The 12,955-nt window shown below is 38.7% G+C and carries 11 protein-coding genes; 6 read left to right on the top strand and 5 right to left on the bottom strand.

The genetic code is table 11. The annotated features are described in order from the left end of the window. Positions 1-16 precede the first annotated feature (16 nt). Entirely contained in the window at positions 17-1,330 is a 1,314-nt protein-coding gene (tagH, locus tag ENH88_RS07970) for a type VI secretion system-associated FHA domain protein TagH (protein WP_414704821.1), read from the bottom strand. Between the two features lie 417 nt (positions 1,331-1,747). Here tagH and ENH88_RS07965 point away from each other — a divergent pair, with 417 nt between their 5' ends. Together ENH88_RS07965 and ENH88_RS07960 are read left to right on the top strand one after the other, a co-directional pair. Next, positions 1,748-3,718, top strand: a complete 1,971-nt coding sequence (locus ENH88_RS07965; protein ID WP_304181455.1) for a serine/threonine-protein kinase — start codon at positions 1,748-1,750, stop codon at positions 3,716-3,718. 256 nt (positions 3,719-3,974) lie between these two features. Continuing rightward, the gene (locus ENH88_RS07960; protein ID WP_304181453.1) at positions 3,975-4,319 is read left to right on the top strand and encodes a PEGA domain-containing protein; all 345 of its coding nucleotides are present in this window, start codon (positions 3,975-3,977) and stop codon (positions 4,317-4,319) included. A 137-nt stretch (positions 4,320-4,456) separates the two neighbouring features. On the opposite strand, the gene ENH88_RS07955 is transcribed toward ENH88_RS07960, so the two are convergent. Both ENH88_RS07955 and ENH88_RS07950 read right to left on the bottom strand, forming a co-directional pair. Beyond that, entirely contained in the window at positions 4,457-6,577 is a 2,121-nt protein-coding gene (locus tag ENH88_RS07955) for a methyl-accepting chemotaxis protein (protein ID WP_304181451.1), read from the bottom strand. A 268-nt stretch (positions 6,578-6,845) separates the two neighbouring features. Then, positions 6,846-7,274, bottom strand: a complete 429-nt coding sequence (locus ENH88_RS07950) for an organic hydroperoxide resistance protein (RefSeq protein WP_304181449.1) — start codon at positions 7,272-7,274, stop codon at positions 6,846-6,848. Between the two features lie 124 nt (positions 7,275-7,398). On the opposite strand from ENH88_RS07950, the gene ENH88_RS07945 reads away from it, so the two are divergent. After that, positions 7,399-7,830, top strand: a complete 432-nt coding sequence (locus ENH88_RS07945) for a MarR family winged helix-turn-helix transcriptional regulator (protein ID WP_304181446.1) — start codon at positions 7,399-7,401, stop codon at positions 7,828-7,830. Between the two features lie 112 nt (positions 7,831-7,942). After that, the gene (locus ENH88_RS07940; RefSeq protein WP_304181445.1) at positions 7,943-8,953 is read left to right on the top strand and encodes a zinc-binding alcohol dehydrogenase family protein; all 1,011 of its coding nucleotides are present in this window, start codon (positions 7,943-7,945) and stop codon (positions 8,951-8,953) included. 68 nt (positions 8,954-9,021) lie between these two features. Here the strand turns inward: ENH88_RS07940 and ENH88_RS07935 are convergent, their stop codons facing one another. Then, positions 9,022-10,059 (bottom strand): acyltransferase family protein, encoded by a 1,038-nt coding sequence (locus tag ENH88_RS07935; protein ID WP_304181444.1) that lies wholly within the window; start codon positions 10,057-10,059, stop codon positions 9,022-9,024. A gap of 41 nt (positions 10,060-10,100) precedes the next feature. Continuing rightward, entirely contained in the window at positions 10,101-10,766 is a 666-nt protein-coding gene (locus tag ENH88_RS07930; RefSeq protein ID WP_304181443.1) for an alpha/beta hydrolase, read from the bottom strand. A gap of 489 nt (positions 10,767-11,255) precedes the next feature. Here ENH88_RS07930 and ENH88_RS07925 point away from each other — a divergent pair, with 489 nt between their 5' ends. Both ENH88_RS07925 and astB read left to right on the top strand, forming a co-directional pair. After that, entirely contained in the window at positions 11,256-11,486 is a 231-nt protein-coding gene (locus ENH88_RS07925; RefSeq protein ID WP_304181442.1) for a helix-turn-helix domain-containing protein, read from the top strand. 63 nt (positions 11,487-11,549) lie between these two features. Next, positions 11,550-12,890 (top strand): N-succinylarginine dihydrolase, encoded by a 1,341-nt coding sequence (astB, locus tag ENH88_RS07920; protein WP_304181439.1) that lies wholly within the window; start codon positions 11,550-11,552, stop codon positions 12,888-12,890. Positions 12,891-12,955 lie beyond the last annotated feature (65 nt).

Raw genomic sequence — 12,955 nt, 5'->3', positions numbered from 1 at the left:
ATTTACTTTCCTTTTTTTAAAAAGTTTCTTGAATTTTATCATTGTATGCTTTGAGGAAATCATCTGATAATGCCATTGCACCTTTAGCATTAACGTCACGTGATAACTCGTCATGCAGGTTTTGATACAACTTCCAGCTTTTCGATTCCGATTGGCCAGGAATTATTTTCAAAATATTAGAGTTATTGTTCACTTGTTGATTTATGTGAGAAGGTGAAACTTGCTCTAATATTCCTTTTAGTACACCATCAGCTCCTGCTAATAAAGCATGTTCATGCCTACGAGTGTCGATAAAGCTTTCTTTAATCGATTCTCGAGAAGACAGAAAGCTTGCACTATTGATTATGAATAAGTTCTGAATAACATCATCTATATTTGCCGAAAACTTAATTGGATTATTCTGCTGGGTTTGAAACATCGTTTGATTCACACGTAATTGGTTTTTCACCAATGCTCTTTGGCGTAACGATTCCATCAATTCTGTTAAAAGAAGGTTTAACCCTTGGCCCATTTCAAACCATAACTTTTCAGTCGTTAACGCATTTTGCAATTCAGGTTTGACCCCGAGCCCTTTTAAAAAGGCACCCGTTAGTCCTGCGCTATTCGCTATTGATTGTGCTTCTACCGTGGGTTGTGCAGCTGCAGCAGAGACTTGAAGTTCCTTTGCTACTTCTGGCTGTATATCTACAGGTGCTGCAATTTTAGGCTCAGTTATACTGGGCACCGCGTCACTAGCTATTGCATGTTGATTGCTAGTATTAGCCATGTCAGGGTTCAATAAATGTGCGATCTCATCCCAATTCTCTGGAATATGGCTCTGCGATTGTGAATGTTCAGCTTGAGCCATAGAAACATCGGGCATCGATTCATTCATAATTGAGTCATTATAAAAATGCTCAGAACTTGAGTTACTACCATTAGAATCAAAATGTTGCGATGGAATAGCGGCGTTATTAGTTTTTGCATTGGTTACTAAATTAAACTCATCAACAGCAGGAATAGCTGACTTAGCAGCTGCGATTTTCACTTCGATTTGAAAATCACCGACCGTTAAAATATCGCTATCAGATAATTTTTGTTTATTACCTTGACCAATTGCTGAGACACTATAGTTTGAATAAATACCATTTGTAGAGGTATCAATCACAACAAACGAATCACCTTCCCTCTCGATACGACCATGCTTGCTTGAAATAATTTTTTCAGGATCTGGCAGATGCCAATCACATGTTTCTGAGCGACCAAAAATAAGTGAGTCTGTTACCGTTTTAGATGCTTCAATTTCAGGCGAGAGTCGATGATAACTAGTAATGTTTAGTATCAGTTCCATTTGACGTGTTAATCCCATATTCTACATTCCCATTAGAATAAATTAGAAGGGAAACTATTGTCAACATTGAAATTAATATATGGAATATTTGAGGGTCATTCAAAACGACAAATAAACATTAATGATATAGTCTTATTTTTTGTTTATTTAAACTATTAAAGACAATAAAATTAAGCGTGTATGTTCCTATTAAAAATCAACTCAACCTCTCTAGTTCCCTGTTTTTCATACATATAACACCACAAATAATATCTAACAAATAAAATAAACATATAATTACCAGAAGTACTACAATAGAAACATTGCTTATAGTGCTAATTTTTGTAAAAATAGCGGGCTAATCAAAGGGAATATTGATAAAAATTACAAAAAACTACCTTTGCAATTATTTAACTATCTACAATAAAAGGATTTATAATGAGCGGTATCAATAACTCAAATGATAAAACTCAAATCGCTGCGCTGGATTCTAGCGTTAGATCTTCCCAACCAAAAAGTAAACTCAATTTAATTGGTAAAAAAATATCTGGACGATATTTAGTTGAGGAACTCATTGGCCAAGGAGGCATGTGCTACATTTACAGAGCTAGGGATCTATTTTTAGAAAGTCCTAGCAGTCCAGAAGTACACGTTGCGCTCAAAGTATTACTAGAAGAGTTTAGTCAATCTGAAGAAGCAATAACCTTGCTTAAAGATGAAACCACTAAAACCCAACAACTTTCACATCCTAATATTGTCAAAGTATTTTCAGCCAGTGCTGATGGTGATTTGCATTATGTGACGATGGAACTCGTTGATGGCGAAACATTAGAACAAATAATAAAACGTAATAAACCTTCAGGAATGCCTTTTAAAAAAGCGAATGTCATCCTGCAACAACTTGCTGATGCCCTGATTTATGCCCACTCACGCAACGTTATTCATAATGATTTAAAACCTTCTAACATTATTTTTGATTCTAATGGACGCTTGAAAGTTCTCGACTTTGGCATTGCTAAGCATAAAACAATCGAAGATGCCTATGCTTTTAACAATAGTAAAAATGTCGCAGCTGTCGGTGGTTACACACCAACCTATGCAAGCCCAGAGCAACTTAAAGGGGCTGACGCGTCGGTAAAAGATGACATCTTCTCGTATGCATGTATTGCCTATGAACTATTGAGCAGTAAGCACCCATTTGATCGGGTTGCCGCCGATAAGCTCCCCAAAGAGACTACAGCAAAACGCCCTAGCAATTGCCCAGTATGGCTTTGGGGTCGTTTACAAAAAGCAATGTCATTGGATGCAACGAAAAGGTTAGACTCATTACAGGCTGTATCAAGCAAACTTACAAGCAATTTCAAACCAGCTATCGCCGCAAGTGTATGTGTGATCGCCATTGCCGTCTTTATTAGCCAATTTTATGCCTCAAATTCGACCCAAATAAAGCAGTTAGAAGCAAAGCTTGAAAATGCAAACGCAATTAACCAGCAAGTTGCAACTTGGATGTCCTGGCACGGCCCTGAGGTCCTGACTAAACTTGCGGAGATCCCTCCTCAGTATGACGTGCTTAAACAGGGGTTATTAAGAGTCAATCAAGCAAGCATCTTACAAGATTTCAATGCTAAAGCTAATCAGTTAAATAATCAGTCTGGTAAATTCAAGGATTTTGATGGCACGATTAGCCTGTACTCTAACGCTTTGGAATACTACCCAGACTCTGAAAAGCTAACCGTTCAATTAGAAAGCGTTTTAAGAGAGCGCCAATCAATCATCTTTGACATAACATCAAGAATTGACTTGTTATTAGAACAATCACGCTATGATGAACTTGAAAATAACAACATTATTAAATTAATTGATGATTTAAAAGATGTTGATAGTGACTATGTATATCAGCCAAATGAACTACACATCAATAACTTCAAAATAGCCTTAGATCAATCAATTGAAGATGATAATGTGGTTGCTCAAAAAGTGTTATTAGATGTAGGGAAAGCTATCTTCACAGCCGAGCAGAAGTCTGAATTACAATTTAATGAGTTATTAAAAAGGGAATCAGCAATAGAAGTGCTAAGCCTTTATCAGCAGAAAATAAACTTAGGCAAGCAAGCAACTTTTCCGACTAAAGATGCAATAATTTTCTATCAACCTCGATTTGACCGTTACTTTGAAAAATTAGCGACAATTGAAAATTATCAAGAATTACTCGCCTTAGAAGAATTAGTTAACTCAGAGTCAACTGATTTACCGAATGACTTTACTTTGTTAGTCGCTTTTAAAGAAGAGCTATCTAAGCGTTACATTACAATGGCAAATGGCTTATTAAAGCAAAAAATGTATAAAACAGCTGAAAAATTAGTTGAGCGAAGTGAAGAGATAACCCGTTTGCTTGATAGTTTGCTATAAAATAGTACTCACTGGCAGCCACTGATAGCAGCTGTTTACTAATTAAGATTCTAAGCTAGTAGGACTATAATGGTCTTTACTCGCTTTAATGCCAATTTTATTAAAAATATGATTATTCTAGCGAGTTAAATAACTCACTAATAGACCACTAATTCGCTGTAATTAGTATTACGAGAGTCAAGGATGACTTGGAAGCTACCTTACTTCCACTTACTCCTTCAGGGCTTTCAGCATTTTAAATTAATATGGAGTTTTTATGAAAAAGATAAGCGCCTTAGCTGCAATATTAATACTAAGTGGTTGTTCGACTACTGCTACGGTAGATGAGACAGCTCAAGTATCTGAAGATACCATAACGCAAGCGCAAACACCTGTTGAAGAAGTTGTTGAAGCAATTTCCTTAACTGTAGCGGCTCAGCCTTCTGATGCACGCGTACGTATTATGAATATCAAACCCAAATATGAAAGTGGTATTGAGCTAAAAGAAGGCAAATACGATGTCGAGGTAAGTAAGCCTGGTTATACTACGTACCGCGAATGGGTAGTTGTGGATAAAAGAACAATTTTAACTGTAGAGCTAAGTAAAGCCGAAGAAATTTAATAAGTAAAATACGCCTTTAAACGTGTAAACTTACATGTTTAAAGGCGATAGAATAGTAATTTACGCAGCACTTGATACCCTTTCAAGTAGCCTTGCTACCTTCGCCATTACTGCGATAATTAAGTGCGGTTAATTCACTATGTTTTTAGCTTATTTAACTCGTCATCTTGTTGCGCAACGAGTTGATTTAACATCTGACTACCATCGCCCGCTTGAGTTGATAGTTCGGCCAATTGTGACGCGGCATCGGAGATCAACGTTAAATTACGATTGATCTCCTCAGTGACAGAGCTTTGTTCCTCAGCAGCGGTTGCAATTTGGGTGATCTGGTTGGTAATTTCTTCCACTTTAACCACCACACTGTGCAAGGCATCAAAGGCAACGGTAGTCTCATCCACCGCAGTTTGTGCTCTCACGACTCCTTGCTCAATCACTTTAGATGCATTGCCAACTTCTAGCTGTAAGTTGTCAATTAAGCCACTAATATCATCTGTTGAGGCACGTGTTTTTGAAGCAAGCGCCCTGACTTCATCAGCAACAACGGCAAAGCCACGACCCTGCTCACCAGCGCGAGCTGCTTCAATAGCTGCATTGAGTGCCAATAGATTAGTTTGTTCTGAAATGGTTCGGATCACATCTAAAATCTGGGTGATATCGTTACTACGTGCGGCTACTTTTTCAACTGCCTGATTAGCTTGTTTTATTTCTTCTGACATGGTTTTTACTTGCGATACCGCAGAAGATAAACTTGTTTCACTACGCACCACTAAGGTATTAATTTCATCGGCTTGTTGCGCTGATTGCTCAGATGCACGGGCGACCTCAAGTGCGGTCGCACTCATTTCGTTCATTGCCGTTACTACACTTTCAATTTCTTGAAATTGCGCCTGTACATTCTGTTTTGTCTCAACCGCAACATGGGCGGCAATTTGAGCTTGTTGTTTGGTTTGCCCAGATACATCTTTAAGTTGTGCAATCAAATCACGTAATTTTTCTAAAAATGCATTAAAGCCTACAGCAAGCGCTATTAATTCAGCATGGCTATCAACACTTAAAGTTTGCGTTAAATCCCCTTCGCTACTGGCTAAATTATCAACCCGTTGTTGAATTTGTTGTAGTGGCGCAACAATGCTTTTTACAACTAACGTCATAATGATAAATGCAGCACCTGCAATTACTAAACCCGAGATCAAAATTAGCCCACCGAGGGTGTTGGCGTTATCTTGCATACTGGCACTAAGCGCTTGCGGGCCTTGTAATGCAAGCACCGCTGGCACTTCTACTAACAGTGTCCATTTTTTTCCTGCTAATTTAATGTCTATTGGATAGTTAACTAAATACTCACTGTTAACCTTTTGCACACTGACCTGTTTATTTAAACTGCTATAATGATCAAAAATCGCTGCTGGCACGGCTTCTTTAAGTGGACGTCCTAATTTTTCTTTATAGTGACTACTGCCCACAATCAAATCGAGCGAGCTTAGTAGTGTCACGCGCGCTTGACCGTTATATAACTCTTTTGATAACTGCTCTGTCATGGTTTGAAAAACTGGCAGTGTAATATCAACACCACTAAGACCAATAAACTTACCGTCGCGAAGTATTGGCACAGTCAGTGAGGTCATCATTTCTGAGTAACCTGGCGATATTTCGTAAAGGTAGGGCTCCATAATGCATGGTTTTTGGTTGTCTTTGGCACATAAATACCATTCGGCTTCACGTTGCCCAAATTCGTTTAAGGTCGTAACGTATTTTTCTGCTGCATCTTCAACAACTTGTTGTTCAATCACACCTTCACGGCTGCGCGTAAAGTAAATTTCTAAGGTGCCCTGATCTGCCACAGAGTGAGCATAGCCATTCATATATTGCTGATCCTCACCATCAAAACCATTGGCTTCAAACTGAGAATAAATAGACGAGAGTAATGAGTTACCGACAATAATTGAGCGGTTGAGCTGCTCCACAGATTCACGCGTTAAACTATCTGCTGCAGTTTGGCTACCCAATGTTGCAGCCAGTGAAAAAGGCACACGATAAGCTTCATTAATAAAACCAGCAATTTTTTCACCGTAGGCTGCGGCGTTGGTGACGAGTTTGTCTTCTACCTCTGCAACAATCAGTTTTTCAGCCTGCACTGAAAGTACTTTATTACTACTTGAAAGTTGCCACCACAGCACACTCGACAATACCAATACGGTTAAAAATATACTGCCTAAAGTGAGCCAAAGTAATTTTTTTGCTAACGCTAACTGCCGCATTCCACTTATCCTTTAATTAAAACTACGTTTACATTCTAGTTCAATTATTCATAAGTTAATCTATTTTGTTGAAAAAAACCCATTAATTGGTGTGCAAATACTATTTAGCGAGGATTGCAAAGTTAAGTACGAATTATCACAATTGCGCTTCTTCGTTATAAGTGGTGATCTAATAAGCACAGAATTATAAAAAAATAGCCACAAAAAAGGCGCATTTCTATCTTAAACACGCCTTTTATAAATATAAATCATCTTAATTTACAATAAGTTAGATAACCGACAATGCAATCGCGATATTACCACGGGTAGCATTTGAATATGGGCAAACTTCGTGTGCTTTAGCCACTAATTGCTCTGCGGTGGCTTTATCAACATCGCCAACAAACACCGCTAATTTTACCGCAATACCAAAACCACCTTCGATTGGACCAATCGATACTTCTGAGTCAATGCGTGTATCTGCTGGCAATTTTACTTTAGCTTGGCCTGCCACTAATTTTAATGCGCCAATAAAACAAGCTGCATAACCCGCTGCAAATAACTGCTCAGGGTTTGTACCTTGGCCATCATCGCCGCCTAAACCTTTTGGTGTTGAAAGTGCAACATCTAAACGGCCATCGTCAGATTTTGCAGACCCTTCGCGGCCACCCGTTGCAGTTGCTTTAGCTGTGTAAGCGACTTGTAGTAATTCTTTCATGGTATTTTCCTTGTTTAAGTGAGGATTAAATTTACTTTGCATGCAAAACAATAGACCAATTTAGTGAGCATTGCAAATATTTTGCATACAAACTAAAATACCCTGTCACTATGCGAGAGTCGTTATGAAATACCCACAACTAAAATTAGATAATCAACTTTGTCATCGCTTGTATATGGCATCCAATTCTGTAGTGCGTGCCTATCGAGATGCCCTCAATGCGCTTGAGCTCACCTACCCACAATACGTGGTGATGATGGCGTTATGGGAAGAAGATAAAATAACCATTGCCCAGCTGCTGAAAAAAACCGCCATAGACGGTGGGGCAATGACCCAAATTTTAAAAAAAATGACCGATAAACAATTATTAGTGGTTATTAAAGATGACGATGACAAGCGCAAGAAACTTGTCAAATTGCTGCCGTATGGAGTGAAAATGCAACAGCAAGCAGCTGCAATTCCTCAGCAAATACGCTGTCAGTTTTCTTCAATCAATGAGCAAGAAGCAATACAACTTATGACACTACTCGATAAACTCAATACAGATTTAGCCTAGGTAAAGACAATTATCAAAAAACATTTGATAGTGATTCAGTCATAACACCCTTTTTCTATTATAAAGCTGCGCTATAGTGTGCATATAGAAATTTGATTCAACGGAGCAACTCATGAAAGCCATTGGTTACCAAGCAGCTACAAAAACACTCAGCGAAGATTCTTTCGAAATTATCGAGTTACCAACACCAACGGCGCAGGGCCATGATTTATTGGTGGCGGTAAATGCTATTTCAGTCAACCCCGTGGATACCAAAATCCGTGCCAATGTAAGCCCAGAACACGGCCATAAAGTCATTGGTTGGGATGCTGTAGGTATCGTTAAAGCCGTTGGTGACAAGGTTAGTTTATTTGATATTGGCGACCGAGTGTATTACGCCGGAGACTTAACTCGCTCAGGCAGCAATGCCCAATTGCAACTGGTAGATGAACGCATTGTTGGCCGTGCCCCGTCATCACTTAGCGACGCTGAAGCGGCTGCTTTACCGCTTACCAGTATAACCGCGTGGGAGCTACTGTTTGATCGTTTGCAAATACCCAAAGGTAACAATGCTAAACCAGCTTCATTATTAGTTATTGGCGCCGCAGGTGGTGTAGGCTCAATTTTAGTGCAGTTGGCAAAACAGCTTACTAACTTAACCGTTGTTGGTACTGCATCAAGAGCCGATAGTGTAAAATGGCTAAACGAATTAGGTGTTGATCAAGTGCTTGATCACTCGCAAAGCTTAGAGGCACAACGAACTGAGCATAACCTTGCTGAATTTGATTATGTAATAAGCCTAACTCATACCGATCAACATCTTGATGAAATCATCAAAGTGATCAAGCCACAAGGTAAATTAGCGTTAATAGACGACCCAGCCAGTTTTGATATTTTAAAGCTCAAGCGTAAAAGTATTTCACTGCATTGGGAGTTTATGTATACCCGTTCAATGTTTCAAACCGAGGATATGATAGCGCAACATCAGTTACTTACTGAATTAGCAGCGTTGGTTGATAACGGCACCATTAAAACCACCCTAGGGCAACATTTAGGGAAAATTAACGTTGAGAATTTACTCAAAGCACATGAAATTTTAGAATCTCATCAATCGCGCGGTAAGCTGGTACTTGAAGGGTTTTAACTAATCCAATTACCGTAGTAGTGCTGTCATAATATTTGCACACTACTCATTACCTCAGACTAAAGCTTTTATATCAAAGCTTTAGTCGCGTTTTTTATGTTACTCGATTTAGTACTACGTATTAAATTTGCTATAGGTTTTTCAAAGTAGCTATACGACAGATATGCCAACAAGACACTGGCAAATAGTGAAACTAACAATTTAATTTCTATAGATAAATTAAGTTTGTTCACTTGCACGATAATCGGCATATGCAGTAAATACAAAGAATATGAGACTTTACCTAATAAATCAGTGATCTTATTAACTAACAAAACGTTATTATCAGGAACCAAAAACACGACTGCAAAAAACACACTACTCATTACCAGCAGTACTTCATAACTTAACCACATCTTACGTTTAGCGTCGGATGTTACTGGCGTAAACTCTGGATACAATAACGGTATCAGACAAAGCGAAAATACAAAGCAATGCTTTTTAAGGTAGCTTGGTATTACTAATGACTTGTAATGTAAACCAAAAATAACCCCAACAAAAAAGAAAGGAAGGCTTCGGATTGAATTAAACACATTGTAGGGAATACCATTTAAATCACCACTTATCCTAGGAAAATTTGTCAAAAACAAGACAAGCATCACCGTGATTATTGATACATAAATATACCCAGCTCGGTTTTTAGCAAAAGCCCAAAAAATGATAAAAATCAGATAAAACTGCACCTCTGGCGGGATAGACCATAGCACGCTTTCACCATGTAAAAACAATAAGTGACCCAATAGAATATTAACGTTAGGTATGTCATACAACAGGTTTTGGTCAAACTGAGTGAATAAATATGAGCCTAAGACAACAGCTAAATAAAGTGGTAGCACTCTCCCCGCTCGGGCTAAAAAATAATGTTTTACATGCTCTTTATTAAACGCTTTTTCTAAGTAGAGGTATGACATTAAAAAGCCACTCAACATAAAAAACAGCATCACCCCATATGCGCCGGAGCCACCACCCAACACCCCATCAAACCAGTTAGTTATATCACTAAAATGGGTTATAAAAACAATCATTGCAGCTATGCCACGCAAGGCATTTAACTTCCTAATTTCCAAAACGGCTCCTTGTTAGTGTTAATTTAAATAGACTTGTGCATCTAGTTTGCAGCACGATGATGGGTTGATTGTTTCAGCCATGTTTTTACTGGTACCACCCACTCAGCTATTGGTGTATAAAAAGCGCCATGCTCCTTATCGGTGCTGATTGATATTTCAGTAAAACGCTTCACACCTTTACTACGATCTATTAGCAACTGACAAGAACCCACATCATCCGAAGTTTCAAATATCGAATAAATACTTCCATGCACGTTTAACTCTGGGTTATTTTGCAAATAGCGACCACAACCAGCCAAAATAATATAAGTTACATCATTATTCGCCAATAGATTAGAGGTCAAAATAGTAATAGCACCACCACGGGAAAAACCAATCAGTGAAATATTGCCAGCTGGAACGCCCTTTGCGATGAGCAAACGAACATCGCTTGCTAGTTTTTGGGCAAAAGCTTTAGGCTGAGTATTATTAGCCCTGTGATATGCAATCAGATTATAATCTGTGTCTGCAAGCGCTGCTTTTATTTCTGGAAATTCATAAGTTCCCCAACGCGAATTAACTGGCCTTGGGTTAGTACCTTCGACAATCAACCCATGAGAATAAAACACATATTTTTGCGTCGCATCAATAGTTGATGGGAATGCAGTAAAAACCTCCCCAGCAAAAGGTGCGCTAGAAAATAGTAATAAGAATAATAATTTAAACATAATAGGACATATTAATTAGTTATTTAAAAAATGGCTGTACATATAAGGGCCAAATCCAAGGCAAAACATCACCACTAAAACAATTATCATTAAAAACTCATTTTTATACAATGCGTTAACTAACAACTGCAAGGTTTAATTTATAATAATGTATATTTACTGTTAATACACTCCTTTTGCTCCAGCAAAGTGCAAAGCCATCATCACTTTTCACTACATTAGTGCTTATACTCAATCGACAATAAGCAGAACAAACACAAGTCATTGATATTATTTAACTAAAAATAAATATTAACTCTGGCATAGATCTTCCTTATAGAAAAGGTAACTCATTAATAGTGAGTTTTATCTTCATTTACCTCGTTTACAGGGAGCGAGCTATGACTAACTTTTATCACATGTTGTATCTATTATGGCACTTAGACATTAGTGTTTGGCATGTACACCATGCCAATGATCCACACACTACGTCAGAAAAGGAGCGTAGATATGTTAAATAACTATCCGCACTTAGACGAAGCGCTAAAAAAATTATCGGTACATCAATTAACGATTAGTGAAGCATCAGAGCACTATGATTTACCGAAACGCGTTATTTATAAAGCACTGCGTCAACAGCAAGCAAGAATATCGCAACAGAAAACTTATTTACTCGCGGCGCAAAAACGTTTGCAACAGAACTTACAAACGGTAGAGCTAGAATTAGCTAATTTTAATTAAACCATCGCAGGTTATTTTCTGTATAGTTTAATGACACTCAATTAGTAAAATTGCGGGACAATAATGACAGCAGTAGAAGTAAATTTTGATGGCCTTGTGGGCCCGACTCACAACTACGCGGGATTATCATATGGTAACGTTGCATCATTAAGTAATGCAGCTAGTTACTCAAATCCAAAAGAGGCGGTACTGCAAGGCCTTGCAAAAATGAAGGCAATGCATGATTTAGGGCTTAGCCAAGGTGTTTTTGCCCCGCATGCCAGACCTGACATCAACGTATTACGTCGTTTAGGTTTTACTGGTAAAGATAGTGAAGTGATCAGCAAAGCATTTAAGGCAGATCCGGTACTTTTACGTGCCTGTTATTCAGCCTCGGCAATGTGGACTGCAAATGCAGCCACAGTTTCCCCCTCAGCGGATACCCTCGATGGCAAAGTACACTTTACTGCGGCTAACTTGAACAATAAGTTTCATCGTTCGTTAGAGCCTGCTACCACAACTCGCTTACTCAAAGCCATGTTCAATAACGACAGCTATTTTAGTCATCATGAGCATTTACCCGATCAGGGCTTTTTCGGCGATGAAGGCGCCGCTAATCATACTCGCCTAACCGATGCACATGGCAAACAAGGGTTAGAGCTGTTTGTATTTGGTGCAAGTAGTTTTAACAGCGCATTACCAAAACCAAGTAAGTTTCCTGCACGGCAAACGCTCGAGGCATCGCAAGCCATTTGCCGATTACATCAATTAAAATCATCGAGTCAATTATTACTGCAACAAAATCCCGCGGTGATTGACCAAGGTGTGTTCCATAACGATGTTATTGCCGTGGGTAACGCCAATGTTCTACTTTGTCATGAACAAGCTTTTTTAAATCAAAGCGATGCCTTAAAACAACTTCGACATGCTTATCAAGGTGATGAAACGCTGCACATTATTGAAGTGCCAAGTGCAAAAGTCAGCATTACAGATGCCGTAACCAGTTACTTATTTAACAGCCAGTTGGTGAGTTTAAGTAATGGTAAAATGCTGCTGGTAGCGCCACAAGAGTGCCATAATAACAGCGCAGTAAATGCCTATATCAATGAGCTGCTCAGTGCTGATAACCCAATCAATCAAGTGCAGTTTTTTGATCTTAAACAGAGCATGCAAAATGGTGGTGGCCCAGCGTGTTTACGTTTACGTGTAGCGCTTAATCAGCAAGAGCTAGCGGCAGTGAATCCTGCGGTTATTTTAAACGATAGTAAGTACCAACAACTGTGTGATTGGGCAAATAAACATTACCGCGACAAACTCTGTAATGACGACTTTGCCGATGCTAATTTATTAACCGAAAGCTACCAAGCGCTCGATGAGCTAACCCACATTTTAAATTTAGGCTCTGTGTATGCATTTCAGCGTTAATTTGTGCTGCGAGTGAGTTTCTCCACCAATAAACCCAGTTACACTAAACTGGGTTTATTGGTGGA

The sequence above is a fragment of the Pseudoalteromonas prydzensis genome, assembly GCF_011050055.1.
In the GTDB taxonomy this organism is placed as follows: Bacteria; Pseudomonadota; Gammaproteobacteria; order Enterobacterales; family Alteromonadaceae; genus Pseudoalteromonas; species Pseudoalteromonas prydzensis_A.
This window is presented reverse-complemented; position numbering and strand designations above follow the sequence as displayed.